Below are 24862 nucleotides of genomic sequence, written 5' to 3'. Positions count from 1 at the left end.
TCCGTCGAACGGATGCTCGACATCTTCGATGTCGCGGAGGCCGGTCCTGACCGGTTCACCGGCACCAGTGACGGCGGGGCGCGTCAGGTGGCCGACGGTACCCAATTGCTCGCCCAGGCGATCGTGGCAACCGCCAAGCGTTTTCCCGGCAAGTCGATCAGGTCGGCGCGGGCGGTCTTCACCCGCGCCGTCGATGCGACGATTCCGGTCGAGTTCGAGGTGGACGTGATCCATGAGGGCCGATCGATGGCCAGCGCCAACGTGGCGGTCTGTCAGGGAGGTCGGCGCTGCGCGATGGTGTCGGTGCTCGCCGATGTGCCGACCGAAGACCTGATCCGGCACTCCGCTCCGCTCCCGGACGTGGCCTCGCCCGCCGAGTCCAACGTGCGTGACATGCCGCTGATCGGACGCGAAGTCCGGCTGGTCGACGTCGTCGATGTCAACAGCCCCGACGAGGTGGGGCCGCCCGAGTTGTACGCGTGGCTGAAGTACGACCCGATCCCGGACCGCGACGATCTGGCGAAGGCACTGCTGTCGCATTTCACCGGTCACCTGTCGGTGGCCACGACGATGCGGGCTCACGCCGGGATCGGTGCGAGCCAGGCCCATCAGACCGTATCCACTGGAGTCATGACTGTGACCATCGGCTTTCACGAGCCGGTGGCATGGGACGGGTGGATTCTCTATTCGCATGAGAGCACGCAGGTCGGTGCCGGTATGACCTACGTGCGCGGCCAGATCCACACCGAAACCGGCGAGTTGTTGGCCTCGTTCACCCAGGAGGCGATCATCCGGCCGATCCGGTCTGCCGACTCGAGCATTCCATCGGCAAAACGATTGTGAACCACGCATAGAGACGTGCCGGTCTTGCCGCTGATCGGCGATGTTGCCCCGACATTCCCTCGCTAGGAGCCACCCGAATGACATCGCAGAACACCAGTGCCTTCGCGGACAGACCTGACTATCGGGTGGACATCTACCCCCGCCGAAATGTGGTGACAGCATCATTCGACGGGCGACTACTCGCGCAGACGTCCCGTTCGCTCCTCGTCGACGAGCAGGACCACGGGCTGGTCTTCTACTTCCCGCGCACCGACATCCGCGTCGAGTTGACCGCTGATCCCGACACGCAGAGTCGCTGTCCGTTCAAAGGCGAAGCCACACATTGGCGTTTCGACGGAGATGGCGACTCCGCGATCTGTTGGAGCTACGAGACCCCTTTCGACGAGGTGGCCCGACTCCGCGGATACGTTGCTTTCTACCAGGATTCGGTCGATGTACGACTGGGACAGGCACATCCGGCCGTCTCGTGGCGCCCGCCGACGGAGTCCGTCAAGTAGGTCCGATCAGCGCTCGGCCGAGCAGTGGGCCGTGACCACTACGGACCACCGAGCCACCACCGAGCGTGCCCTTGTCACCGCCGAGCGTGCCGTAGTTACCGTCGAGCGTGCCAAAACCACCACTGCCCTTGCAATTTCGGCACGGTCGACGGCGTTTTCGGCACGGTCGACGGAGGGCCGATCAGCGCTCGGCCGGGCGGTAGGCGGTGACCACTACGGCACCGCCGAGCCACCACCGAGCCACCGTCGAGCGTGCCCTTGTCACCGTCGAGCGTGCCGTAGTTGCCGTCGAGGGGGCCAAACCCACTACTGTCCTTACGATTTCGGCACGGTCGACGGCGTTTTCGGCACGGTCGACGGAGGGCCGATCAGCGCTCGGCCGAGCGGTGGGCAGTGACCACTACGGTACCGCCGAGCCACCACCGAGCCACCGTCGAGCGTGCCCCAATCACCGTCGAGCGTGCCGTTGTTGCCGCCGAGCGTGCCAAAACCACCACTGCCCTTACGATTTCGGCACGGTCGACGGCGTTTTCGGCACGGTCGACGGAGGGCCGATCAGCGCTCGGCCGGGCGGTAGGCGGTGACCACGACGGCTCCGCCGAGCCCGATGTTGTGTTGCAGTGCGACTTTCGCGCCATCCACCTGCCGTTTGTCAGCGGTGCCGCGTAGTTGCCAGGTCAGTTCGCTGGCCTGGGCGAGGCCGGTGGCTCCGAGGGGATGGCCTTTGGAGATCAGGCCACCGGACGGATTGACGACCCAGCGTCCGCCGTAGGTCGTTTCGCCGTTGTCGATGAGCTTGCCGCCCTCGCCGTCGGCGCACAGACCGAGCGCCTCGTAGGTCAGGAGTTCGTTGACCGAGAAGCAGTCGTGCAGTTCGATCACATCGATGTCCTCCGGCCCGATGTCGGCTTGGCCGTACACTTTTCGCGCAGCGTGCCGGGTCATGTCGGCGCCGACTATGGTGATTGCGCTCTTGTCGGAGAACGTCGACTCGAGGTCGGTGACCATCGCCTGTCCGACGATCTCGACGGCCTGCGCGGACAGGTCGTGTTTGTCGACGAAGGCCTCACTGGCGACGATCACCGCACCGGAGCCATCCGAGGTGGGCGAACATTGGAGTCTGGTCAACTCGATCGGCGCATAGATCATCTTCGCCGCTCTGATCTCGTCGAGGGTGTACTCATCTTGGAATTGCGCGTACGGATTGTTCACCGAATGCCGGTGGTTCTTCTCACCGATCTTCGCGAAGTGTTCGACGGTGGTGCCGTATCGCTGCATGTGCTCGAGGCCGGCCGCGCCGAACATCCAGGGCGCCGCCGGGAACGCGAACTCGAACAACTCCGCTTCGGCCGCGATGTGGCGGCCGAGCGGTTGTTCCCGGTCCTGGAAGCCGCCTGACGCCAACGACCCGGGCTGCATCTTCTCGAATCCGAGCGCGAGCACGCAATCGGCCAGTCCGCCGCGTACCGACTGCGCCGCCAGGTACAACGCTGTCGATCCGGTGGAACAGTTGTTGTTGACGTTCGTGATCGGGATCCCGGTCATTCCGAGTTCGTAGATGGCCCGTTGCCCACACGTCGAGTCCCCATAGACGTAGCCAACGTGGGCTTCCTCGATCTGATCGAAGGTGATCCCGGCGTCATCGAGGGCTTTCGTTCCGGACTCCTTGGCCATCGCGGGGTAATCCCAGCCCTCTTGACGGCCCGGCTTCTCGAACTTCGTCATCCCGACGCCGATCACAAAGACCCTGTTCCCACTCATGGTTGCTGGTTCCTTCGGTCGAGCGCGACTGGTCCCGGACCCGACTTGTCGGCGCTGTGATGTGCAAGTGCCAACAACCTAGCCGACGGCGCACGTGTGTTGCCGGGTTTTGACGGTCTCAGAAACCGATGCGCAGTCGGCTCTCCGATACCACCTGAAAAGTGCAGGCGTAGCAAGGTTTTGGGGGTGGGGTGTTTGGTCTTTGTGAACGCTGTGGGGGCGCACGGGAATTTTGTCCGAGTTTCTGTGGAACATTCCATGGTCGCGCTCGCTCCTATCTACGAGCACCGAGAATGCAGCCTTCCACCACACCAAAGGATCCCCACATGAGCGTTGAAATCTACGACACCAACTACGACGGGTACACCGACACAGTCCTCACCGACACCAACGGTGACGGCTGGGCCGACATCGAGGAGTACGACACCAACTACGACGGCTGGACCGACACCGTCCTCACCGACACCGACTACGACGGCTGGACCGACGTCGAGGAATACGACACCAACTACGACGGGTACATCGACACTGTCGTCGCCTGACCGAACCCTCTTCGAACTCACGCAGCGAAGACCCTGACCGTTACGGTTCAGGGTCTTCGCGCTGTCGCGACTCAGACTGACGTCAGGCGACCGAGCCTGCGTACAGTCCGCGGCCGGTCACCAGGGGCAGATCGAGCGTGGTCCGGATTCCGGGCGCCGCATCCAAGACCACCGGGATGGCGTTGACGATGCGTCCCGCCGCCGCGACGATCGCGGCATGGTTGTGGTCACCCTTCTCGCTGGTCGGGCAGATGTCGACGGTGTAGCTGGGTTCACCGGTGATCTCGACGCGGTACGAACCACCCGCCTGGGCAGGGCGCGCCCAATCGGGACGAAGGTCATCGCGCAACCGGGTGACGTGCTCGACGACGATCGCGGAGTGGCCGTCGACCTTGCCGTGGATCTCGAAGCGCATGGCGGCGACGGTCCCCTTCTCGATCCGTCCGACGGCGACGTCGAACGCCTCGGGCGCCGGCTCCAGCTCGAAAGACTCGGTGATCTCGTCGACCTCGATGCCCAGACCCGCAGCGAGCTGCCGGATCGTCGTGCCCCAGGTGAGTCCCAGCACGCCGGGCTGAAACAGGATCGGCAGCTCATCGAGCGGCCGGCCGAAACCCATGACGTCGAACATCACGGTCGCGCCATCGTAGGTGGCGTAGTCCGCGATCTCCATGACACGGACCTGCTCGATGCGCTGGCAGGTACCGGCCAGGGCAAACGGGATCAGGTCGTTGGCGAAACCAGGGTCGACCCCGGTGATGAAGATGCTGGCCTGCCCCTGCTGAGCCGACGCTTCCACACGGTCGATGTACTTGTCCGGCAACAGCTTCCACGGATACTGCAGAATCACCGGCGCCGAACCCACCACGTCGATTCCGGCCTCGAGGATCTTCTGGCAGTCCTTCGTGGCCGGCCCCGTGCGGGTGTCACCCATCGCGCAGTACACAACACAGTCAGGCTTGGTCGCCAGGACCGCGTCGATGTCACCCACGGCCGTGATCCCGGTGGTGACATCGAGGCCGGCCAACTCCCCGGCGTCCTTGCCGATCTTCGACTCCGTCGAGACACCCACGGCCGTCAGCTCGTAATCGGGGCTGGTGATGAGTTGTGTCAGCGCCAGCCGGCCGACGTTGCCAGTACCTATCAGGGCGACGCGAATCGCCATAGTGTCTCCTCAAAAGTGTTGCGCGATGACAAGTTCGGATGCCCGCGAAACTACATGGATTTGTGCGGGACGTCCGTGACGAGACCGCCATCGACGACGAACTCGGTGCCGGTTGCATACGACGACTCGTCGCTGGCCAGGAACAGGACAAACGTCGAAATCTCTTCGGAGTTACCGGGGCGACCGAGAGGAATCGTTACCACGTCGTCCGGGAACTTCTCGGTCATCGGCGTGCGGATGAGTCCCGGATGCAGTGAGTTGACCCGGATGTTGTGCGGCGCCAACTCCAGAGCCACAGACTTCGCCAGTCCACGCACTGCCCATTTCGTGGCCACGTAACCGTGTGCCCACGGCGCCCCGCGAAGGCCCTCGATCGACGACACATTGATCATCGATCCACCACCGGCGGCGATCATCGGCTCCGTCGAGGCCTGAATACCGAAGAAGGTTCCGGTCAAGTTGACGTCGATGATCTTCTGCCACTTATCGTGCTTGAACTGCTGAATAGAACTGCCGTTGGCGATGCCGGCGTTATTGACCAGCACGTTCAGCTTCCCGAACTCGCCCACTGCGGTCTCTACTGCGGCCTGCCACTGATCGAACTGCGACACGTCCAGGTGGACGTAGCGAGCAGCCTCCCCCAGCTCGTCCGCCAGCGCTTTGCCTTTGTCGTCCAAGATGTCGCCGATGACGACCTTGGCACCCTCAGCCACAAGAAGCCGGGCATGTGAGGCACCCATCCCCTGTGCGCCACCACTGATGATTGCAACTTTTCCATCCACGCGTCCCATGAGGTGACACGCTACCCAGGTGACCGGACACGTGTCCAGACTTCTGTAGAGGTTGGTGTCCACAACAGGTTCGTGCGCGGCGAATTGTTGATGCTCAGTTCATCCAGATCAGGTGATGTACGGAGCGCCTAGCGGGTTAGATGCTGTAGGACGGTAATCATTGACAAACCTGCATCGTGCACACCCACCAACCGAAAACGAGGACACCATGAAAATCATCGTGGCGCTTATTGCATTTGTCGGTTGCCTGCTGTTGACGACGGCATGCGGTAGCGACGACACCGACGATTCGAGCACGACAAACCCGGTCCTGAGCAGTGCCGAACAACTCGCGTCCAGTGCCGCGAGCGAGATCCAGGACAACGCTTCGACCGCAGTCAGCAGCATCGCGGCCGGTGCTTCGGAGGCAGTGGGCAGCGCACAGGACACCGCCTACACCGAAGCACTCAAGGCTCAGGACGCCGATTTCGGCAGCGACGATGAAGAGATCGACGCGGCCCGTACCGCCTGCGACGAGCTGACGTCGGGCACCAGCCTCGATGCCACCCGGGTCAAGATCGCCGAGACCACCGGCCTCGAAGCTGCCCAGGCCCGCACCCTGATCAACATCGCAGTCCCGATCTACTGCCCGACGAACGTCGGAAAACTCACCGTCAACTGACCTCAGAGGTTTAACAAGCACAGACAGCCGGCTTGGTCGTGAGTGACCCGGCCGGCTGTCCTGTCGCTACCCTCGTGTGATGGCTGCAATCCCGGATTCGCAAGTGGGCACGACCAACGTATTGGCCGGTCTCGAGAGCACGTTCGCCGACGAGCTGGGCACCCTCACGGTGCCGTGGCAGGGTGCCGAGGCGCCCGACCCCACGTTGCTCATCCTGAACGAGCCGCTCGCCGCGACGCTGCAGTTGGACGTCGAAGCGCTCCGAAGCGTGGACGGGGTCGGCGTTCTGTCCGGATCGACGGCGCCGGCCGGGGTCCAGCCCGTGGCAATGGCATACGCGGGCCATCAATTCGGTGGCTATGCACCGCTCCTCGGGGATGGTCGGGCATTGCTGCTCGGCGAGTTGGAAAACAGTGATGGCCAGCGCGTGGATCTGCATCTGAAAGGCTCTGGGCCCACACCGTTCTCGCGTGGTGGTGACGGGTTCGCGGTAGTCGGCCCGATGCTGCGCGAATACCTGGTCAGCGAAGCGATGTATGCGCTCGGCATACCGACCACACGCGCGCTGTCGGTGGTCGCGACGGGCCGGGACGTTCGCCGTACCGGCGCCGAGCCCGGTGCCGTACTCGCCCGGGTCGCGGCCAGTCACCTGCGGGTTGGCACCTTTGAATACGCTGTCCGACAGGGTGAGGTCGTGCAAACCCTCGCCGACTACGCGATCGCCCGTCATCACCCGGAGCTGACCGGATTGCCGGAGAATCGCTACCTGAGGTTCTTCGAGGCGGTGGTCGAGGCGCAGGCATCCCTGGTGGCGCGATGGATGCTCACCGGTTTTGTGCACGGGGTGATGAACACCGACAACACAACCATTTCGGGTGAAACCATCGATTACGGTCCGTGCGCGTTCCTCGACGCGTTCGACCCGGCCGCGGTGTTCAGTTCGATCGACCGCGGCGGACGCTATGCGTTTGGAAACCAGCCCGCTGTCCTGAAATGGAATCTGGCTCGGTTCGCCGAAACACTGCTGGCCCTCATCGATTCCACACCGGACGACGCAATCACCGCGGTGACGGCAGTCCTGAATACCTTCGACGAGCGCTACCACGGCCACTACGCCGCCGGCATGGCAGCAAAGCTCGGCTTGGCCGACAAGCCGATCGACCGACCGCTGGTAGACGACCTGCTGACGCTGATGGAGGCACACGGTACCGACTGGACAGGCACCTTCCGTGCTCTCGCGGACGAACTACGCGGAAACCCCACGCCTCTGGACGGCCTTGTACCCCGCGAGCAGATCAGTCCCTGGCTGGAACGCTGGCGCGGCGCCCTGACGACGCATGGGCGCGAGGCAACCGCGACAGCGAACACGATGGACGGCGTCAATCCGCTGTACATCCCGCGCAATCATCAACTCGACGCCGCTTTGCGCGCCGCGACCGACGGCGAACTCGCTCCGTTCGAGAAGCTCCTCGAGGTCGTCACACATCCTTTCGATCGCCGCGACGAATGGTCCGACTACGCCACACCCGCTCCGAAGGTGTTCAGCGATACCTTCCAAACCTTCTGCGGCACTTGACGCTTTGGTGGCGCCCAGGACTACCTGTGCGAAACCACAGGGACGGAAAACGGAACATGGTCACCCAGGTGGTGGCCGCTCATGCAGCTGCGGCCATGACCGCTGACCACCAGTCCCTCAAGGGACTGGGGTCGGGCCAGATCACCACGTCATAGTCATCTTCCAAAGCACAAACCTCCCTACCACATCGCCGTCAGTCCGACTGACACCCAGATCACCTCGGGCGGCCAAGGCCGAGACCAAATGCCAAGTTGGTTTCGAAAGTATTTCAGTCGCGACCTGCCGCCGTCATCATTTTTGGTGATCTCCGCGCCGATAGGTGACTTTGTACCCAAAAAAAGAATGCGGGCATCCGCATTCAGGAAATCTACTTCGCCGCGCGGAACAACTTGATTTGCACGCAAATGATCACTGACGCAGGTCGCCGGCGAATGGGCGGAGGGTTATTCACCGAATCGGTTGCGCACAGACGCCACTACTGGCGGCGAATCGACGCGCAGGCCGGGCACAGCGTGAGTGGAGCAGAAATCGACCAACCATGGGCCGCCGCAACGTGTTCGGCATCGCGGCGCAGCTTGACGGCTGCGACGGTGAATGTGCGCTCACATTGATCGCACTGCAGTTTCCAGACGACCGCGCCGGTGTGGGCCGGCTCCCTCGTCACGCTGAGCAATTCCATTGCTCCGTATCCGGACCGGCGACGACTCGGAGCGATCATGGTTTTCCTCCAGAACTGTCCCAACGACCGAGCTCGGCAGAGCCCACGCATCTGGAGGCATCGAGAACTCGCACAAATTGCCCCACCTGCGGCGGGAAAATCCTTAACCGCAGGAGAAGCGTGATCTAGAGTGCCCACACCTCAACAGTTCCAAACATCCCCCACATGAGTGAGACCCACAGGCTGAACTTTGTCGCTGCCTCGACGGAGGCCTCACCGTTCCCGACCTACCCCGGCTCCCTGTGAGTAGGACAAATGACCGCCGAGCGCGCCAGATACTCCCGCGACGGTCAGTCCCGCCACAGTCCATCCGACCCCGCGCAGGTGGCCGCCACGCCGTCGCTGCCACCAGGAACGACCAAAGCAACTGAGGGCGAGGGTGTTCGCCGCCATGTGAAGAAGGGCAACGCGCCGCTGGGCGACGTCGAGAGTGGTGAACTCCACCAGACCGGTCGCCGATGCGGGCAGCGACGCTGCGACACCAAACGCGAGTAGCTGTCGCGCAGCGGCGGGTTGGCCGGTGACATCAAGGAGCGGCACCGCAATCCAGGCCCCGATCGGAACTGTCACGAGAATCGGATGCAACGGATGGCCCAGCCAGTGTCCACGCAAGAACGCCGACGCCGCAGTCGGCAACACACGTTGAAGAGTCTCCGCCAGCTTGGCGGCGGGCGAATCGACCACCGAAAGATCTTCGAGCCCCTTCAGTGCACGGGCCGGCGGTCGAAGCCGTTTGGTGGCGGCCACTCCTCCGACGTGGTCATCCTGCTGCGGCAATACATCGGCCGGATTCTCTTCTGGGTTCTCTCCATCGACTGGTGTACTCATGGCTCACCGTTCCCGAATAGGGGTGTTTTCACCGCTGTACGCGCACGACATAGGTCGACGAACTCCCTCAATGATGGCGATTACGCACTTTCCGGCGGACTCGTAGCAAACCGCTACAAAGGACGGCGATGAGAAATCCGACGACTGCCGCCAGCAGTAGCGCCACACCCTGGGCCATCTCGAATTCGAGACCGAAGAACTCGATGTTCGCTGCTTCTGTGTTCTGGACAACGAAGGCGAACAGCGCAATGACCAGTGCCACCGCCACCAACAGGCCGATAACAGTCGTGATGGGTCTCTTCTTCTTCGCGACGGGCGCCGACGAGCCGGCGGTGGGGGTGGCTGCATCGTATCCGGGAGTACTCATGATGCCCTTCCGACGGAAATGTGAAATCGAAGACCTGTTACCCCGGCAACACCGATCACAAACCTGGACTGGGTGTGTGGGGACGCCCAACGCGAATGGTCGGCTCGGGCGCCCCGTCGCCCGAGCCGATCCGTCCGGGGCTCAGAACCCTTTCGTTCCCATTCTCACTGGTCGGCAACGGTATCCTTTGCGTCCCTCGCCTGACGCTGGACATCCTGCGCTGCAGATGTGCCCTCTTGTTTGACGGTCTCCGCGGCATCGGCTGCAGTCTCCTTTACCGCGGCCACCGCTTCCTGTGCAGGCCCTTGCAGGTTCTGCGCGGTTTGCTTGGCCACGTCCGTGAGTTCGTCGGTGAGTGGCTGTGCCTTCTCCTGCAGCGTCGCAGCCACCTGTGCTTCTCGTTCGCTGGCCGGGATGAGCGACGAGACAAGGAGACCGGCGCCGAAGGCGATGACGCCGGCCGCCAGCGGATTGCCCTGGGTCTGCGCTTTGACCGTGCCGGGAGCCGACTGGACAGCGTCGGAGGCGGACGAGATCGCGGAACCTGTTGCATCCGAGGTGTTCTGCGCGGTTTCGTGGGCCGAGCCCATGACCCGATCGCGGACACCGCCGAGGGTGCTGGTCACCCGTCCGACCCTGCGTTTCGCCATGGTGGCCGGATTGGCTTCGTACGCAAGCGTATCGACGTCTGAACTCAGGGTCGACCGCGTGCGTTCGATGTCGGCCCGAATCTGGTCTGGATCTGAGGTGGTCATGATCTCTCCTGTGGATGCGGCGTCAACGCGCCGGGTATGTTCTTTACGGTATCTGCGGTTTGCGGTAGGCCTTTGGCCCTCCGCAGCGCCGAACGGCCGAGTACTGCGAGGACACCTGCGATCGCCGCCCAGATCACCATCACCACGAGCGCGGACCATCCTCTGCCGATGGCATTTCCGAGACTCCACCATCCGGCGACGGACAGGAACAGCAAGACGAAGTAACCGGCGACGGACGCGCCTGCAAGCATTCCGGCGCCCTTGCCCACTCGACTGGCAGTCTGGGTCGCCTCGGCCTTGGCCAGTGCCATCTCTTGCCGGACGAGTACCGAAAGGTCCTCGCTGACATTCGATAAAAGTTCCCCGATCGACGGGGGATCACCGCCTGCTGCGGCAGGCGTGCTGTGCGCGCCGGTCATGGGTTCACCCCCGGTGACGGCCGCTGAGCGTATCCCGCATCCGGACTGGCCTGCGGTCGCACGACATACGACGATTCCGAACGCGTGCTGTCGGCAGCGGAATGGACCCCGGCCCCGTACCCCGCGGGTGGAGGACTTCCGTAGCCCGCGGCCGGTGGCTGCAATGGGGGTAGCGGAGCGGTCGGGGTGTCGACTGCCCGACTCGGCAGCGGACGTGAACGGGCCGAGTTCGTGGATGTATCGCTGTCGGATGCGGCCAAGCCGCGCCCGAGACGACCGGCCAACAACCCGGCCCCAGCCGCCAGAGCCAGGAATGTACCTGGTTTGCGACGAGCGAACCGGGTGATCTCATCCACTATCTGGCCGGGCTCACGCTCATCCAGCCAGGACGCCACGGTATCGGCATGTCCCGCGGCCTGACGCGTCAAATCCGTTGCCAATCCGGGATTTTCGCTTCCTCTCGCCATCGAATCGAACTCTGCCGACAGGGCCCGCAGGCTACCGGCAACACGTGTTTGCTGCGCTGCTGCCTGGGTCGTGAGCTCGTCTCGGGTCTGGTGCAGTAGATCTTGCGCCTGGTTTTTGGCCTCGCCGGCCACCTGTTGTGCCTGATCGCCGGCGACCGCGGCGACTTGTTTTCCGGCGTCGCTCGCGCCTTCGACAACCTGACCGGCCTGCTGTTTCGCAACATCGGCTGTCGAGGAGTCGTCTGCCGACCCCGGCGGCGAATTGATGGGAGTCTGATACGAGCTGGGAATGCCATTTGAAGTAGTCATGGTGAACTCTCGCGTTCCTCTTGAAGCTTGGTGCGGAGATAGGCCGACTACTCGACCCGAGGAACTGAATACCCACATCGGCTAAGACCCAATCACCGGGGCTGAACTTTCGCGAATCCGTTGTGTCCGAGCAATCAAACGCTCGAAAAGATGCTTTCGGTTTCTAAATATCGGCGCGCCTCGGGGCCAAACCTCTTGGAGTACAACCAGTCCCACCCAGGCATGCGCGGCCGCACACACCGGACAGTGCTCTCGCCCGGACGAGCCGGGCGAGAGCACTTCTGCCGTGCTTCTGCAGCGGTCAGTCCTGCTCGGCCTAGTCCTGCACGCTCAGCGGGACGCGAATCGTGTCAAGCGCGACAGGTGTGGGCAGTTCGGACTTGGCCGGCACCAGCAAGGTGACACCCGCACCCGCGAGTGCGATGCCGGCGAAGATGTAGAAGGCGGTGCCGGAGCTGATGCCCGCTCCGAGTAGGAGGCCGCCGATCATCGGTCCGACGATGCCGCCGAGTCGGCCGAACCCTGCGCACCACGCGACCCCGGCTGCCCTGGCGCTTGTCGGGTAGTAATTCGAGACGTAGCCGTAGATGAGGACCTGTGTGCCGATGGTTCCGGTTCCGGCGACCGCGACCGCAGCGAGCAGCACCGGCAGCGGAAGTCCGAGAGTCAGGCAGATGAGCGCGAAAGTTGCGATACAGAAGGTGGTGGCCACGATGCGTTGTGGTCCACGACGATCGGCCATGCGTGCGGCAATCAACCCACCGACGATCGCTCCACCGTTGAGCACGAGCAGAAACGCCAGCGAGCCCTTCGCATTGAACCCGGCGTTCTCCATGATCTGCGGCAGCCAGGTGTTCAATCCGTAGGTCAGCAACAATCCGGCGAAGCTCATGAAGCCCAGGAGCAGGGTGGGCTTTAGGTACGGCTTTGTTGCCAATGCGGCGAATCCGACCTTCTCGCCGACGACATCACTTGTCGCAGAAGGCTTTGCTGTCACCGTCGGCATCGGAATGCCGGTGGCATCGCAAATCTTCCGAGCGTCGTCGTAGCGGCCGCGAGCAAGCAGCCACTGCGGCGACTCCGGCATCTTCACCACCGCCAGCGGCAGCAGGACAACAAGGGGAAGGGCGCCGATCCAGAAAAGCCCGCGCCAGCCGATGTGATCCTCCAGCAGTATCGCCAGCGTCGACGCGAGAACGCCACCGAGCGGGACACCGCTGTAGACAATCGCGTTGTAGGTATTCCGCTTGGCGGCCGGCGCGAACTCCGCGATCATCGCCCCGACGGTGGCAACGAGGCCCCCGACACCGATACCGGTGAAAAATCGCAACATCCCGAACGAGGTGATGGACTGCGCGAGGGCAGTGGCACCCATACCGACCGAGAACCAGACGATGTTGATCAACATCATTCGCCGACGGCCGAGCCGGTCACCGAACGCACCCGCCATCAGTGCGCCGAGCATCACCCCGACCAGCGCATAGGACCCGAGAACGCCGGCTGTGCCCGCCGACAGATTCCCGAGTTGTGTGGGGTCATCGAGCAGTGTCGGCAGGACCGTGCCGTACACGACCAGATCGTATCCGTCGAAAACGATCGCTGCAGTGGCCAACGCAACGATCCACAGGACGCTGTTTCGATGCTTCGGGCTCGACCACCCGGATACGGAACCACCTGGACTTCGGTACTCGCTGCCGGTCCCGCCGATTGCTGAGTTCATAGACTTTTCCCTCGCTTGAGTGGACAGTTTCACAACAGTGACCTGTTGTGTTGCCCATCACACCGGGGAAATGCCTAGTGATGACCTGGGTGAGCGTCGACCTACTTCTTGCCGGCCGCCAGATCCAGTGCGATGTCGGTGATCAGATCTTCCTGTCCGCCAACAAGTCCACGCTCGCCGACCGCCAGTAAGATGGAGCGGGTGTCGAGTCCGTACTGCTTGGCCGCGGTTTCGGCGTGCCGAAGAAAACTCGAGTAGACACCCGCGAACCCGAGGGTCAGTGTCTCGCGATCGACCTGGACGGGACGATCCTGCAGGGGCCGGGCGATGTCGTCGGCGGCATCCTGAAGACCGAAGAGGTCACAGCCGTGCTTCCAGCCCTCGATATCGGCGACAGCGATGAACGGTTCGATCGGGCAGTTGCCCGCGCCCGCACCATGTCCGGCGAGCGAGGCGTCGACGCGGGTGACACCTTCTTCCACCGCCACCACCGAATTGGCCACCGACAGTGACAGATTCTGGTGTGCGTGGATACCGATCTGGGTATCGGCATCGAGAATGTCCCGATAGGCGCGTACCCGCTGCCGGACACCGTCCATCGTCAACCGACCACCCGAATCCGTGACGTAAACACAATGTGCACCATAGGATTCCATCAACTTTGCCTGCTCCGCGAGCGCGGCCGGCTCGGCCAGATGCGACATCATCAGGAAGCCGGACACATCCATCCCGAGCTCACGCGCCTTGGCGATGTGCTGGGCCGAAACGTCTGCCTCGGTGCAGTGGGTTGCCACTCGAACCGAGGTCACACCCATCTTGAAAGCGCGTTCGAGTTCTTTGACGGTGCCGACCCCGGGAAGCAGCAATGAGGTGAGTTTCGCGCGATGCACCACAGAGGCGGCGGCCTCGATCCATTCCCAGTCGGTGTTGCTGCCGGGTCCGTAGGTGAGGCTGTGTCCGGCGAGGCCATCTCCGTGGGTGACCTCGATCGCGTCGACACCGGCCCGGTCAAGGGCACCGGCGATCCGGGCGACGTTTTCCGGTGTGATCCGGTGCCGGGTGGCGTGCATGCCGTCGCGCAGCGTGACGTCCTGGATGTACAGGGGCGCGCCGTCGATGGCGGACGCTCGGTTGTTGGTTGTCATCGGGCCATCTCCACAGTTGAGTCGGTGAGTTTCGTTTCGGCGATCCGCTCTGCCACCTGCAGCGCGGCCGAGGTCATGATGTCCAGGTTTCCGGCGTAGGCCGGCAGGTAGTGGGCAGCGCCCTCGACTTCGAGGAACACCGCCACCTTCCACAGACCCGGCCCGACATCGACACCACCGGTGAGCGTCGCCACGGACTCGGCATCGTCGAGCTGGGTGAACTGAACATCCTGCTTGAGGCGGTAGCCCGGCACGTACGCCGACACCTTGGCCACCATGTCGAGAACCGACTGACGGATCGCATCCTGATCCGGGTTGGTCACCAGCGCAAGCACTGTGTCGCGCATGATCAGTGGTGGATCAGCCGGATTCAGCACGATGATCGCCTTGCCATATGCAGCGCCGCCAACCGCCCTGATGGCCTCAGATGTGGTTTCGGTGAACTCGTCGATGTTCGCCCGCGTCCCGGGACCGGCAGACTTCGAAGCGATCGACGCCACGATCTCGGCGTAGTGGACCGTGGTCACGGACGAAATTGCCGACACGATCGGGATGGTCGCCTGCCCACCGCACGTCACCATGTTCACATCCGGTGCATGCAGGTGCTCTTCGAGGTTGACGGCAGGCACCACGTAGGGCCCGATTGCGGCCGGGGTGAGGTCGATGAGGCGTTTTCCGTACGGCCGCAACGCTTCTTCGTTGGCAACGTGTGCTTTCGCGGACGTCGAGTCGAAGATGATCTCGATGTCGGCGAAGTCCGGGTGATCGATCAGACCCTGGACTCCGGTGTCCACGGTGCTGATGCCCATCCGCTTGGCGCGAGCGAGCCCGTCGGAGTTCGGGTCGATACCGACCAGAACGGCGATCTCCACGTTCTTGGCCACTCGCTTGAGTTTGATGACGAGGTCGGTTCCGATATTGCCCGATCCTATGATCGCGGCCTTGATGGTGCTCATACGTTCTGCTTTCGACTGGATTGATTGGCTACTGAGTGGTCAGGCACTGAAAACCGCTGTCGCGGAGCCGATGCCGGAAATTGTTGTGACATAGGTGAAGCCGGGGGTCACCGGCACCATCGGTCCCAGGGCGCCGGTCAGGACAACCTCTCCCGCATGGAGGACTGATCCGTATTCGAGTGTGATGTTGGCCAGCCATACGAAGGCATTCCAGGGACTGCCCAGGCAATCCGAGCCCTTGCCCTGCGACACCTGCACACCGTTTTCGGTCATGGTCATCTCGACGCCGGTGAGGTCGGGAACATCGCCTCGGTCACGTCGATCCCCCAGCACGTAGAGTCCGGACGACGCATTGTCCGCAACCGTGTCGGCCAGGCTGATGTCCCAGTTGGCAATACGACTGTCGACGATCTCGAACGAGGCATAGACATCGGATACGTACTGCGGCGCATCGGCTTCGGTGATCGGCGCCGTGATGTCGCGGGAAAGCACGAACGCGATCTCGGCCTCGATTTTCGGCTGCAGCAGACGTGTGGAGTCCACCTCTGCATCACCGGTGCAGTCCATGTCGTCGAGCAACACACCGAAGTCGGGCTGGTCGACACCGAGCTGTTTCTGCACCGCCGGCGACGTCAAGCCTGTCTTGCGCCCGACGATGCGACGCCCCGACGCAACCAGCCCGTCGATGTTCAGCTTCTGCACGCGGTAGGCCGCATCGATGTTGTCGCGGCCGATCAGGTCCCGCACCGGCTCGCACGGTGTTCCCGTACGCGCAGCGGCGGCAAGTCGCTCGGCCGCATCGCCGATCACGTGTTCTTTCGTTGTCATGAGCACGAAGGTATGGCCCTTTCGAACCCCGGACTAGGATTCGTCCCATGAGACGGGATGGAAACATGTCGCAGCTCGAAAAGTCGGCCCTGTTGCTCGACTCGTTCCCCGGCGGGACCGCACTCAGCCTGGCCGATGTGTGCACGCGCACCGGCATCCCACGGTCAACCGCGCACCGACTGCTTGTCGAGTTGAGCGAACTCGGCTGGATCCAGCGGACCGGAGCCAAGTTCGAACTCGGGATGACACTGTTCGAATTGGGCGAGCGGGTATCGGTGAAACGTCGTCTACGCGTAGCTGCGATGCCATTCATGCAGGATCTTTACGCCGTCACCGAACAAACAGTCCACCTCGCCGTGCGCGATCAGTACGACGTGGTCTACATCGAGAAGATCCATGGACACACCGCGCAGCACTTGCCGTCACAAGTCGGTGGCCGACTCCCGCTCACCTGCACGGCGGTGGGCAAAGCGCTGCTGGCATTCGAATCCCCGGACTTCCAGACGGACGTACTGACGCGCCCACTCCGTCGCTACACCGAGAACTCGATCACCGATCCGAAAATATTGGAACGAGAACTTGCCCAGACCCGCGCCCGGGGTGTCGCCATCGAACGTGAAGAATCATCGAAAGGTACCTGCTGTCTCGCGGCCACCGTCCTGATGCGAGACGAACCGGTCGCCTCACTGTCGGTATCCGTGCCGAAAGAACGGTTCAAACCCGAACTCTTGGGACCCGCCGTACGAACTGCATCCCTGGCGCTGGGACGAACCCTCTCGCGCGACGGTTCGGACCGGTCGGTCTCGAGTTCGTAGCCCGGGCCGGTGAAGGCGGCAGGACTTGTCTAGCCGACTCCCGCGTTGCTGTGGTGCCGTTCAAGGTACGTCGCACGCAGTACGCGTTTGACAAGTTTTCCGGTTGCGTTCCGCGGCAACGGCCCGGCGTCGAAGATGATCTCAGTGGGAATCTTGTATTCCGGAAGCGATTCGCGCGCGAGACCGCGGATGTCGTCGCCAGTGACAGACTGTCCGTCACGCAGGGTGACCACCGCGACCAGCCGTTCACCCAGTCGGGCGTCCGGCACACCGAATGCGGCCACCTCAACGAACCAGTCACTGGCGATGAGAACATTTTCGATCTCGACGCATGAGATGTTCTCGCCCGCCGAGATGACGATGTCTTTCGCGCGATCAACGACGTAGACAAGGCCGAACTCGTCGATGAATCCCAGATCGCCTGTGCGGAACCAGTTGTCAGGAGTCTCGACAGCCAAACCATCGGGCCCCGCGTAGCCGGCCATCACCAGTCCTCCGCGGATTTCGAGCTCGCCGACGCTTCCGGATGGCACTTCGTGTCCGTCGGCGTCCATGACACGGGCGTCCATCGTCGGACTCAGCGGCCCCAGCGTGTCCGGAAAGATGCCCAGCAGAGCACCGTTCGCCGTACACACACTTCCGCCGGTCTCGGTCATCCCCCACCCCGAACTCCGTTGCGCATTCGGCAATGTCGTGGCGATCTTGCTCTTGACGTTGGGCGGTGTGACCTGCCCACCCGGAACCACATTCATGAGCGAACCGAGGCGCTCTTGAGCAGATGGCTGCATGAGCAGCTCGTCTACCACCATCGGTGGGCCCGCCATCAACGTGAGCTTGTGCTCCTCCACCAGACCCGCGGCACGTTCCGGGTCCCAGCCCTCCATCGTCGCGACCAGCCCACCCGATTGCATCGTGACCATCAGCGCCGCAAAACCTGAGACATGGAACAGCGGGAAGATCAGCAACGACGACACCGGAGGCATCAGCGCGCGTATCTCATCGACCGAAATGCCGTACTGTCTCGCCGCGAATCTGAGATTGCACTCGAGTACGTATCGCATGTTGAGCACAACATTTCCGAGATTGCGATGAGTCAGCAGAACACCCTTTGCCCGACCCGACGTGCCCGAGGTGAACAAGATCATGCAGACCGATTCCGGCGACACCACATTACGTTCGCTGTCCTTGTCGGCGCCGTCGATCAGATCAGCGAGCGTCGCGACCCCCATGCCCTCAATCGATTCGGTCGAGATCAAGACCGAATCACAGTCCGACTGCTCGATGAGTGCGATGCGTTTGGGGTCGGCGATGATTACCGAACTGCGCACATCGCTTGTGGCCGAGCCGATCTCAGCGCGGCTCGCGCGGCTGTTGTACAGCACCGCCACCGCGCCGATCCGCGTGATCGCGAGCAGCGACACCAGGTAGTACGGCTGGTTGGCCATCATGATGCCCACCCGATCACCGGGTCCGATGCCGTACCGGTCCTCGAGCGCGGCAGCCAGCCGCCTGGCACGCGCAAACACTTCGCCGTACGTCCATGCGTGCGGACTCACCGTAAGCATATTGTCGGCAAACTGCTCTTCGATGGCCTCCGCGACGTCATAGAAGTTCTCCGGCACATGCCGGTAGCTGCGGATGACTCCTCCCGAACCCGCGATCTCCACTGTTTCGAACGGAGCCTCCACGGCCGTCAGCTCGTGTTCGATCTCGCGATAGGTCGCGATGACCGTCTCTGCTTCTACTGCAACATCTTCCGGCATTCGACGTCTCCTACACCGCTTGCGGACGACTGTCGCCGCCGGATTGACCGAGATAGGCCCGTTCGATCCTGCCCACATCATTCGAAAGCACCGTGGCATCGTCCTCCAGGCTCACGTGACCATGCACCAGGACAACCGCTCGATCAGCGATCCCGAGTGCCAGGCGCACATGCTGTTCCACCAGCATCACCGCAGTTCCCTCGGAGGACGCCACATTGCGCAAGACACCCAGGATCGACTCGACCACAACCGGCGCCAACCCCATACTCAGCTCGTCGATGAGGAGCACCTTGGGTCGCTGCACAAGCGCCCGGCCGATCGCGAGCATCTGCTGCTCACCACCGGAGAGCTGACCTGCGGCCAGATTCAATCGAGCTTCCAGCGCGGGAAAGTACTGCAGCACTTCGTCGATGGACGAGCGCGCCGTGGGTCCACGCCCCCTGATGGCCAGACGGAGATTCTGCGCGACGGACAACTTCTTGAACAGTGCACGATCGTCGGGAACCAGGACCAGACCCCGGCGTACTGCCGCGCGAGTATTCCCTGACCCGAGTTGCTCACCCGCCAACAACACCGAGCCGCCAAGCCTGGGAAGCAATCCGGCCAGCGTCATCAGCAAGGTCGTCTTGCCCGCGCCGTTCGGTCCGAGGAGCGCAACGATCTCGCCTTCGGACAGTGACAGATCGAGGCCGCGCACGCACGGACTCCTCCGAGTGTGGCCGGCGTCCAGGTTTTCACAGGACAGAACACTCATGTTGAAACCTCGTCGGTAGCGACAGAACCCGAGGTCTCTGTCAGGTCATTGCCGTGTCCGGTGGGGGAACCAAGGTAGGCGCGGATCACCGCATCGTCCGTTCTGATTTCGTCGGGAGTACCCGTGGCGATCACACCACCGAGGTCGAGCACGATGACGCGATCACAGATGCTGAGCACCAGTTCCATGTCGTGATCGACAAGCAGCATTGTCGACCCCATCGCGCGAGCCGCTTGCAGTCGCTCACCGAGCCACCGGCTCTCGGTGGTGTCGAGTCCGGCCCCGGGCTCGTCCAGCATGGCGACGATCGGGCGGCCGGCAAGCACTCGGGCCACCGATACCAACTGCCGCTGGCCCTGTGAAAGGTCAGCTGCAGCAACATGAGCCAGATGTTCGATCTGCAGCAAGCGCAACACTGCATCAACCGTCTCGGACGTTTCGCCGCCAGTGCGGACCGCCCCGACCGTCACGTTCTCCGCAACCGACAGCTCGTCGTAGAGCTCCAGATCCTGGAAGGTGCGACCCAATCCGAAACGGCTCCGACGATGGGGTGGCAGCTTCTCGATCTCGTTGCCGTTCAGTGTCACTCGGCCATCAGCGACGGCGAAACCGCCGATGGCGTCGATGAGCGTCGTCTTACCTGCACCGTTGGGGCCGATCAGCCCGACGATCTCTCCGGAATGAAGATCGAAACTCACGTCGTCGACTGCGCGCACGGGACCGTACCGAACGCTGACATTCCGGACCGAAAGGACCACATCGTCGCCGGTGCGACCTTCGGGGGCGAGAGCAGTCTCTTCGGCGGCGACTGACATTTCACTTGCCCTCGGCCGCACCCCGCCACCGCGCAATCCGGGGATCCGGATCCGATGGAGATATCCGGCAAGTCCGTCGGGGCTGGTGACCACGACGACCACCAGCAGAATGCCACTCGACAACATGTAGTACTCGCCGAAGTCCAGGTAGCGATCACTGAGGAAGAACATCAGGCCACCGGGTGCAAGGACTCCGGCGAGCAATCCCCCGGACACGGACGTCACTCCTGCCACGAAGGTGACCGCGAACAGAGCGATCCCGGCGAACACCCCGAAGCTGCCCGCGGTGGCCAGGGTTTGCTGATAGCCCAGGAGTGCCCCGCCCAGGCCCGCCACAAAGGATGCGAGCGCGAACGCCGCGAGCTTGGTCACTCCGACGTTGATACCTGCCGCAGCCGCTGATCGCTCATTCGCCCGCACCGCGAGCATCGATGCACCGAAACCGCTGCGCCGCAGGGTCGCAACTCCGAATGCAACGAGTATCAGGAAGGCAAGAACCACGATTCCGAACGCCAGTCTCGGGTAACCCTCCCCGGCTCCGATGCCGACATCGATGCCGAAGAATTCGGGTGGCTCGATGGGAGCACCCTGCATACCGCCGTTGAGGGTGGGATTGCGGAACCAGAACGCCTCCAGGAACACCGCCAACGCGAGAGTCGCCACCATCAGCGGTAGTCCGCGAACGCGGAGAGCCGGCAATCCGACCACGACCCCGATGGCCATCGCCACCAAGGCCGCCAGGATCGGAGCGATGGGAAACGGAATTCCCAGATCACTGGTGAACCTGGTCAGGCTGTATGCGCCGACACCGGCCAGGGTGAGCTGCGCCAGTGAAACCTGACCGGCATATCCGGTGATCACCACCTGCGAGAGCGCGATGATTCCGTAGATCATCGAGCAGACCACAGCCAGCCGCATGCTCCCCGACGTCATGAAGAGCGCGACCAACCCGACGCCCAGACCAACAGCCGTGCCCAGCAGCAGCCGGTGAGGCCGGGGCGACCGTCCGAGGTCCTGGCGGGTCACCGCGCCTCGTCCCGGAAGTGGTTGCCCGCGAACCAGGAGAAACACCAGAATGAGCAGCAACGGAACGGCTTCGGCCACGCCCGCCTCCGGGAACCAGTCGACCGTCGACTGCAAATTGGTTGCCTCGGACTGCACCATCCCGATCACCAGTCCGGCGCCCACCGTCACCGCAACACTCGAAAAGTTGCCCACCAGTGCCGCCGCCAGCGCCGGCACGATGAACATCGAATATGCGACCGGATTGAGCGGGATGATCGGTGCGATGACGATGCCGCCGATGGCAGCGGTGGCAGACGACAGAGCCCAGTTGCTCACTGCGATCCGGTCCGGCGACAGGCCCGTGACCAACGCGCCTTTTTCGGACTCGGCAGCTGCTTCGGTCTGGAGACCAAAGCGGGTGTAACGCAAGACAAGCCCGCAACACACAGCCAGCCCGACAACCACCGCGGCAAGCCACAGTCGATCGGTCGGGACCACGATGTCACCGATCTGCAGTGTGTCGTGTTCGAAGATGGGTCCAACAGTCGGCGTGTCGACGCCTACGCGCAGCGCTATCACAGCCTGAATCACCAACATCAGGCCGATGGACGCGACCGCTTTCGCCAGCGCCGGTGCCGAGCGCATCTGCCGGAACACCAAGAGGTAGAGGATGACACCCAAAATCGCCGAGATGACAACCGACAACGCCATCGCCGGAAGCACGCTCCACTCGCTACCGAGATCGATTCTCGCCGGTAGACCCGGGATCGGGTTGAGGAGTTCGCCGTGTCGCAAGAACGCATATGTATACGCCGCATAGAGGGCAACCGCGCCGGTCGCGAAGTTCACCACTCCTGAACTCTTGAAGGTCATCACGAGGGCGAGCCCGAGCGCGGCGAACACGGCTCCGTTGCCCAATCCCAGAAGGAGAAATGAGAAATGCTGTGTCATCAGGTGTCCTCGACCGGGGGCCGCAGCGACGTGCGGCCCCCGCTCCGATAGATCTAGCCGTTGTTGACTGCGACAGAGTTTTCGAGTGATCCGTCAGCGGTGACGTCGCTGGCGAGAATTGCCTTGCTGCACAGCGCACGAAGCGGCGGGAACGCCTTGCCATCACACGTGAAGGTCAACCCCGGTGCCGCTGGGAACGGAACATCCTTTGCCGCCTCCAACGCTGCCGTGAACTGCTCGGCGGTGACCGGGCCGGTGAGCGACTTGCCGACCTCGGCCATCGACATGACGACCTGGTAGCCGGTGTAAGCGATACCGGCGGGATCGGTGTCCGGTGCGTACTTCGCCATGACGTCCTTGTAGAGCTTCACCGATGGATCATCGGCGCTCAGATTGACGGAGGTGAAGGCCTTGGAACCGGCGACCGCTTCCAGGCCAACGCTTTCGATCACTTTCTGGTCCAGGCAGGTGGAAATCAGGTACTTCTTCACGGTCGGCGCCGCGGTCTGCATCGCCTTGAGCGACGAGATGCACTGCGATGTGTCGCCGAGAATCGTGACGGCATCGGGTTTGTCCGCCAGTCCGGCGGTGATCTGCGGAGTGGGATCTGCCGTTCCGGTCGGAACGGTGACGACGTTCAGCGCAATTCCCGCCCGACTGAACAGTGGATCGCCGAGCAACTTCACCGACGCCGCGGCGTCGCCGCTGTCCCCGATGAAAACGGTGAACTTCTTGACGCCTTCTTGAGCGGCAACCGTTGCCTGCCCGGTCAGCACAGCGATGATCCCGCCGGAGAGCATGAATGAGCCGGGCGTGACCATCTCCACCTGGGAGACCGGGGCCTGCCCGACATAAGGGATATCCGCGCCGGTGATGATCGGCACCATCACCGCGCCCTGCGCACCCAACGGCGTGACCGCTGCGACGACCTTCTCCTCGACCATCTGGTTTGCACAGTTTGTCGCCGACGCCGGATCCTCTTGCTGCTTGCAGACCACGAGGTCGATCTTGTGTCCGCCGATACCGCCGCCGTTGTTGTTCAGGTACTCGACCGCGGCCTCACCACCCTCACGAACCATGGGAAGGTTTGCGGCCCCGCCCTCCGGCGCGATGAAGCCGAGTTTGATGGGATCGCCCTGGGGCACATTCGAGGGCAACGAAATGCTGGCGGCAGCCGAGTCACCCGAGTCCGATGACGAGTCGGCACATCCCGATACCACCCCCAGCACCATGAGCGAGGCGGCGCCGATCGCGGCAACATCACGAACGCCGCGGCGCACTGAATGTGTTGTTTTCAATTGAGTCCCTTCAAAGTGTGGAACGCGGCTGACCAGGGCAATCCGCAGCCGGAGAGATATCGAACGGCCAATGATAGGGGCGACCATACGAGGTCTCGGCAGAACTGTAACGCGTTACAGAACCGGGAAATCGCGAATCGGTGAAACCGGACGCACTCCGATCACCACACCAATCCGACGCGCTGTTCGACGACCCGCAAAGGTGTACCGTTTGGGCGTCGCGAGGTGTCGTCAGCGCACTCGCCCCGGCCACATCGGGCGGGCATCGGGACGAACCCCTTCGCTTCCAGGAAGATCTGACATTTCGGCGACCAGCGCGCGAATGAGGAGAACATGGCGACCTCGAACTCGAGACAGGCGGCAGGGAACCGCCGGCCACGAGGGTCGATCTCTGCCGAGGAAATCATTGCCGGGGCATTCGAGGTCGCCAACAAGACATCGCTGAGTCAGCTCAGCATGGCTTCGCTCGCCAAGCATCTCGACGTCGGTGTCGCGAGCATGTATTGGTACTTCCGCAAGAAGGAAGAGCTGCTCGACGCGATGACCGAACAGGCGAGCGAGGAGTACCACGCCGCGACTCCTTCGGTCACTGCAGAAAACTGGCAGGACGCCCTGCGCAAGCACTTCCGGAAGATGCACAAGACATTCCAGGATCAGCCGGTGCTGGTCGAGTTGATCCTCCTGCGTGCCAGAACAGGACAACTGAGTCCGATGTCGATCCGTGCTACCGCCAACAAACTCAATTCGGTCATCACCGAGATGGTCAAAGCCGGATTCACCCCACCGGATGCACTCGAGGTGTATCTGTCCCTGCTGGCACACGTGTGCGGCGCAGCAATGATCGAACATCAGGGGGTGTTCTCAGGCGACGGCGGCGGTGGGCCACGCAGTGACACGAACAGCGCATTGACTGCTCCGCTATTCCAGGAACTCTCGGTCAAGGGCCGGCGCATCGACGATGTCGAGGAGACGACCTTCGACTTCACATTCGAAGCGATCCTTGCGCATGCCCAAAAGATGATCGCCAACTGAGACCCGGCGGTCCTCTCCCTGGTCGGCTGCACGCATGAAGACGAGCTGTGCGGGGTACCCGGCGAGCGCAGCACTGAGCGA

General features: G+C 62.9%; 24 protein-coding genes. 7 read left to right on the top strand and 17 right to left on the bottom strand.

The genetic code is table 11. The features are described 5' to 3' along the window. Positions 1-12: 12 nt before the first annotated feature. Together H290_RS0106155 and H290_RS0106150 are read left to right on the top strand one after the other, a co-directional pair. Positions 13-843 carry an acyl-CoA thioesterase II gene (locus tag H290_RS0106155; protein ID WP_051121909.1) on the top strand — a complete coding sequence of 277 codons (831 nt, stop codon included), beginning with the start codon at positions 13-15 and terminating at the stop codon, positions 841-843. A 77-nt stretch (positions 844-920) separates the two neighbouring features. Beyond that, positions 921-1340: a DUF427 domain-containing protein gene (locus H290_RS0106150; protein WP_020105900.1), complete on the top strand. Its 420-nt coding sequence runs from the start codon at positions 921-923 to the stop codon at positions 1338-1340. A gap of 555 nt (positions 1341-1895) precedes the next feature. Here H290_RS0106150 and H290_RS0106145 read toward each other — a convergent pair. After that, positions 1896-3101 carry a lipid-transfer protein gene (locus H290_RS0106145; protein ID WP_028462853.1) on the bottom strand — a complete coding sequence of 402 codons (1206 nt, stop codon included), beginning with the start codon at positions 3099-3101 and terminating at the stop codon, positions 1896-1898. Positions 3102-3427: 326 nt separating this feature from the next. On the opposite strand from H290_RS0106145, the gene H290_RS27935 reads away from it, so the two are divergent. Next, positions 3428-3643 (top strand): hypothetical protein, encoded by a 216-nt coding sequence (locus H290_RS27935; protein WP_020105898.1) that lies wholly within the window; start codon positions 3428-3430, stop codon positions 3641-3643. An 82-nt stretch (positions 3644-3725) separates the two neighbouring features. Here the strand turns inward: H290_RS27935 and H290_RS0106135 are convergent, their stop codons facing one another. Then, complete coding sequence (locus tag H290_RS0106135; RefSeq protein WP_020105897.1) at positions 3726-4808, bottom strand: diacylglycerol kinase; 1083 nt, start codon at positions 4806-4808, stop codon at positions 3726-3728. 50 nt (positions 4809-4858) lie between these two features. Continuing rightward, positions 4859-5599 (bottom strand): glucose 1-dehydrogenase, encoded by a 741-nt coding sequence (locus H290_RS0106130; protein WP_020105896.1) that lies wholly within the window; start codon positions 5597-5599, stop codon positions 4859-4861. Between the two features lie 208 nt (positions 5600-5807). Here H290_RS0106130 and H290_RS0106125 point away from each other — a divergent pair, with 208 nt between their 5' ends. Both H290_RS0106125 and H290_RS0106120 read left to right on the top strand, forming a co-directional pair. Next, on the top strand, positions 5808-6260 hold the full coding sequence (locus H290_RS0106125) for a DUF732 domain-containing protein (protein WP_020105895.1): 453 nt from the start codon (positions 5808-5810) through the stop codon (positions 6258-6260). Between the two features lie 79 nt (positions 6261-6339). Next, entirely contained in the window at positions 6340-7836 is a 1497-nt protein-coding gene (locus tag H290_RS0106120) for a YdiU family protein (protein WP_020105894.1), read from the top strand. A gap of 475 nt (positions 7837-8311) precedes the next feature. Here the strand turns inward: H290_RS0106120 and H290_RS27930 are convergent, their stop codons facing one another. The 10 genes from H290_RS27930 to H290_RS0106070 all read right to left on the bottom strand — a co-directional run bounded on the left by H290_RS27930 (position 8312) and on the right by H290_RS0106070 (position 16348). Continuing rightward, positions 8312-8554 (bottom strand): hypothetical protein, encoded by a 243-nt coding sequence (locus H290_RS27930; protein ID WP_155976698.1) that lies wholly within the window; start codon positions 8552-8554, stop codon positions 8312-8314. A 213-nt stretch (positions 8555-8767) separates the two neighbouring features. Next, positions 8768-9382, bottom strand: coding sequence for a DUF2231 domain-containing protein (locus H290_RS0106110; RefSeq protein WP_020105892.1), 615 nt, complete (start codon positions 9380-9382; stop codon positions 8768-8770). Positions 9383-9449: 67 nt separating this feature from the next. Continuing rightward, entirely contained in the window at positions 9450-9749 is a 300-nt protein-coding gene (locus H290_RS27925; RefSeq protein WP_020105891.1) for a lipopolysaccharide assembly protein LapA domain-containing protein, read from the bottom strand. A 164-nt stretch (positions 9750-9913) separates the two neighbouring features. Next, on the bottom strand, positions 9914-10504 hold the full coding sequence (locus tag H290_RS0106100) for a DUF3618 domain-containing protein (protein ID WP_020105890.1): 591 nt from the start codon (positions 10502-10504) through the stop codon (positions 9914-9916). Continuing rightward, on the bottom strand, positions 10501-10923 hold the full coding sequence (locus H290_RS0106095) for a phage holin family protein (protein ID WP_020105889.1): 423 nt from the start codon (positions 10921-10923) through the stop codon (positions 10501-10503). Before H290_RS0106095 ends, H290_RS0106100 begins: the two co-directional genes overlap by 4 nt. Further along, complete coding sequence (locus tag H290_RS30100) at positions 10920-11699, bottom strand: hypothetical protein (protein WP_020105888.1); 780 nt, start codon at positions 11697-11699, stop codon at positions 10920-10922. Before H290_RS30100 ends, H290_RS0106095 begins: the two co-directional genes overlap by 4 nt. Before the next feature lie 316 nt (positions 11700-12015). Then, positions 12016-13419, bottom strand: coding sequence for an aromatic acid/H+ symport family MFS transporter (locus tag H290_RS27915; RefSeq protein WP_051121880.1), 1404 nt, complete (start codon positions 13417-13419; stop codon positions 12016-12018). A 101-nt stretch (positions 13420-13520) separates the two neighbouring features. Beyond that, entirely contained in the window at positions 13521-14564 is a 1044-nt protein-coding gene (gene dmpG / locus H290_RS0106080) for a 4-hydroxy-2-oxovalerate aldolase (protein ID WP_020105886.1), read from the bottom strand. Further along, positions 14561-15520: an acetaldehyde dehydrogenase (acetylating) gene (locus H290_RS0106075; protein WP_020105885.1), complete on the bottom strand. Its 960-nt coding sequence runs from the start codon at positions 15518-15520 to the stop codon at positions 14561-14563. The genes dmpG and H290_RS0106075 overlap by 4 nt, the downstream gene beginning before the upstream one ends. A 39-nt stretch (positions 15521-15559) precedes the next feature. After that, positions 15560-16348: a 2-keto-4-pentenoate hydratase gene (locus H290_RS0106070; protein WP_020105884.1), complete on the bottom strand. Its 789-nt coding sequence runs from the start codon at positions 16346-16348 to the stop codon at positions 15560-15562. A gap of 47 nt (positions 16349-16395) precedes the next feature. Here H290_RS0106070 and H290_RS0106065 point away from each other — a divergent pair, with 47 nt between their 5' ends. After that, on the top strand, positions 16396-17163 hold the full coding sequence (locus H290_RS0106065) for an IclR family transcriptional regulator (protein WP_020105883.1): 768 nt from the start codon (positions 16396-16398) through the stop codon (positions 17161-17163). Positions 17164-17192: 29 nt separating this feature from the next. Here H290_RS0106065 and H290_RS0106060 read toward each other — a convergent pair whose 3' ends face one another. The 4 genes from H290_RS0106060 to H290_RS0106045 are packed head-to-tail and all read right to left on the bottom strand — an operon-like array spanning position 17193 to position 23683. Further along, a complete protein-coding gene (locus H290_RS0106060) occupies positions 17193-18926 on the bottom strand; it encodes a class I adenylate-forming enzyme family protein (RefSeq protein ID WP_020105882.1) in 1734 nt (577 codons plus the stop codon). A gap of 10 nt (positions 18927-18936) precedes the next feature. Then, positions 18937-19680 carry an ABC transporter ATP-binding protein gene (locus tag H290_RS0106055; RefSeq protein ID WP_020105881.1) on the bottom strand — a complete coding sequence of 248 codons (744 nt, stop codon included), beginning with the start codon at positions 19678-19680 and terminating at the stop codon, positions 18937-18939. Beyond that, positions 19677-22451: a branched-chain amino acid ABC transporter permease/ATP-binding protein gene (locus tag H290_RS0106050; RefSeq protein WP_020105880.1), complete on the bottom strand. Its 2775-nt coding sequence runs from the start codon at positions 22449-22451 to the stop codon at positions 19677-19679. The genes H290_RS0106055 and H290_RS0106050 overlap by 4 nt, the downstream gene beginning before the upstream one ends. 53 nt (positions 22452-22504) lie before the next feature. Beyond that, a complete protein-coding gene (locus H290_RS0106045) occupies positions 22505-23683 on the bottom strand; it encodes an ABC transporter substrate-binding protein (RefSeq protein ID WP_369758764.1) in 1179 nt (392 codons plus the stop codon). A gap of 399 nt (positions 23684-24082) precedes the next feature. Here H290_RS0106045 and H290_RS0106040 point away from each other — a divergent pair, with 399 nt between their 5' ends. Next, on the top strand, positions 24083-24781 hold the full coding sequence (locus tag H290_RS0106040) for a TetR/AcrR family transcriptional regulator (protein ID WP_020105878.1): 699 nt from the start codon (positions 24083-24085) through the stop codon (positions 24779-24781). Positions 24782-24862 lie beyond the last annotated feature (81 nt).

It is taken from the genome of Nocardia sp. 348MFTsu5.1 (assembly GCF_000383535.1).
In the GTDB taxonomy this organism is placed as follows: Bacteria; Actinomycetota; Actinomycetes; order Mycobacteriales; family Mycobacteriaceae; genus Williamsia; species Williamsia faeni.
The sequence above is the reverse complement of the archived record's forward strand: the minus strand, read 5'-3'. Positions and strand labels throughout refer to the sequence as shown.

Excerpts from the sequence above, each read along its gene's own strand:
- H290_RS27925 (WP_020105891.1), bottom strand. The coding sequence starts at position 9,749 with ATGAGTACTCCCGGATACGATGCAGCCACCCCCACCGCCGGCTCGTCG.
- H290_RS0106125 (WP_020105895.1), top strand. The coding sequence starts at position 5,808 with ATGAAAATCATCGTGGCGCTTATTGCATTTGTCGGTTGCCTGCTGTTG.
- H290_RS0106145 (WP_028462853.1), bottom strand. The coding sequence starts at position 3,101 with ATGAGTGGGAACAGGGTCTTTGTGATCGGCGTCGGGATGACGAAGTTC.
- H290_RS0106065 (WP_020105883.1), top strand. The coding sequence starts at position 16,396 with ATGAGACGGGATGGAAACATGTCGCAGCTCGAAAAGTCGGCCCTGTTG.
- H290_RS0106100 (WP_020105890.1), bottom strand. The coding sequence starts at position 10,504 with ATGACCACCTCAGATCCAGACCAGATTCGGGCCGACATCGAACGCACG.
- H290_RS27935 (WP_020105898.1), top strand. The coding sequence starts at position 3,428 with ATGAGCGTTGAAATCTACGACACCAACTACGACGGGTACACCGACACA.
- H290_RS0106130 (WP_020105896.1), bottom strand. The coding sequence starts at position 5,599 with ATGGGACGCGTGGATGGAAAAGTTGCAATCATCAGTGGTGGCGCACAG.
- H290_RS0106070 (WP_020105884.1), bottom strand. The coding sequence starts at position 16,348 with ATGACAACGAAAGAACACGTGATCGGCGATGCGGCCGAGCGACTTGCC.
- H290_RS30100 (WP_020105888.1), bottom strand. The coding sequence starts at position 11,699 with ATGACTACTTCAAATGGCATTCCCAGCTCGTATCAGACTCCCATCAAT.
- H290_RS0106075 (WP_020105885.1), bottom strand. The coding sequence starts at position 15,520 with ATGAGCACCATCAAGGCCGCGATCATAGGATCGGGCAATATCGGAACC.
- H290_RS0106155 (WP_051121909.1), top strand. The coding sequence starts at position 13 with ATGCTCGACATCTTCGATGTCGCGGAGGCCGGTCCTGACCGGTTCACC.
- dmpG (WP_020105886.1), bottom strand. The coding sequence starts at position 14,564 with ATGACAACCAACAACCGAGCGTCCGCCATCGACGGCGCGCCCCTGTAC.
- H290_RS0106050 (WP_020105880.1), bottom strand. The coding sequence starts at position 22,451 with ATGACACAGCATTTCTCATTTCTCCTTCTGGGATTGGGCAACGGAGCC.
- H290_RS0106110 (WP_020105892.1), bottom strand. The coding sequence starts at position 9,382 with ATGAGTACACCAGTCGATGGAGAGAACCCAGAAGAGAATCCGGCCGAT.
- H290_RS0106055 (WP_020105881.1), bottom strand. The coding sequence starts at position 19,680 with ATGAGTGTTCTGTCCTGTGAAAACCTGGACGCCGGCCACACTCGGAGG.
- H290_RS0106060 (WP_020105882.1), bottom strand. The coding sequence starts at position 18,926 with ATGCCGGAAGATGTTGCAGTAGAAGCAGAGACGGTCATCGCGACCTAT.
- H290_RS0106040 (WP_020105878.1), top strand. The coding sequence starts at position 24,083 with ATGGCGACCTCGAACTCGAGACAGGCGGCAGGGAACCGCCGGCCACGA.
- H290_RS0106150 (WP_020105900.1), top strand. The coding sequence starts at position 921 with ATGACATCGCAGAACACCAGTGCCTTCGCGGACAGACCTGACTATCGG.
- H290_RS0106135 (WP_020105897.1), bottom strand. The coding sequence starts at position 4,808 with ATGGCGATTCGCGTCGCCCTGATAGGTACTGGCAACGTCGGCCGGCTG.
- H290_RS27915 (WP_051121880.1), bottom strand. The coding sequence starts at position 13,419 with ATGAACTCAGCAATCGGCGGGACCGGCAGCGAGTACCGAAGTCCAGGT.
- H290_RS0106045 (WP_369758764.1), bottom strand. The coding sequence starts at position 23,683 with ATGGTGCTGGGGGTGGTATCGGGATGTGCCGACTCGTCATCGGACTCG.
- H290_RS27930 (WP_155976698.1), bottom strand. The coding sequence starts at position 8,554 with ATGATCGCTCCGAGTCGTCGCCGGTCCGGATACGGAGCAATGGAATTG.
- H290_RS0106095 (WP_020105889.1), bottom strand. The coding sequence starts at position 10,923 with ATGACCGGCGCGCACAGCACGCCTGCCGCAGCAGGCGGTGATCCCCCG.
- H290_RS0106120 (WP_020105894.1), top strand. The coding sequence starts at position 6,340 with ATGGCTGCAATCCCGGATTCGCAAGTGGGCACGACCAACGTATTGGCC.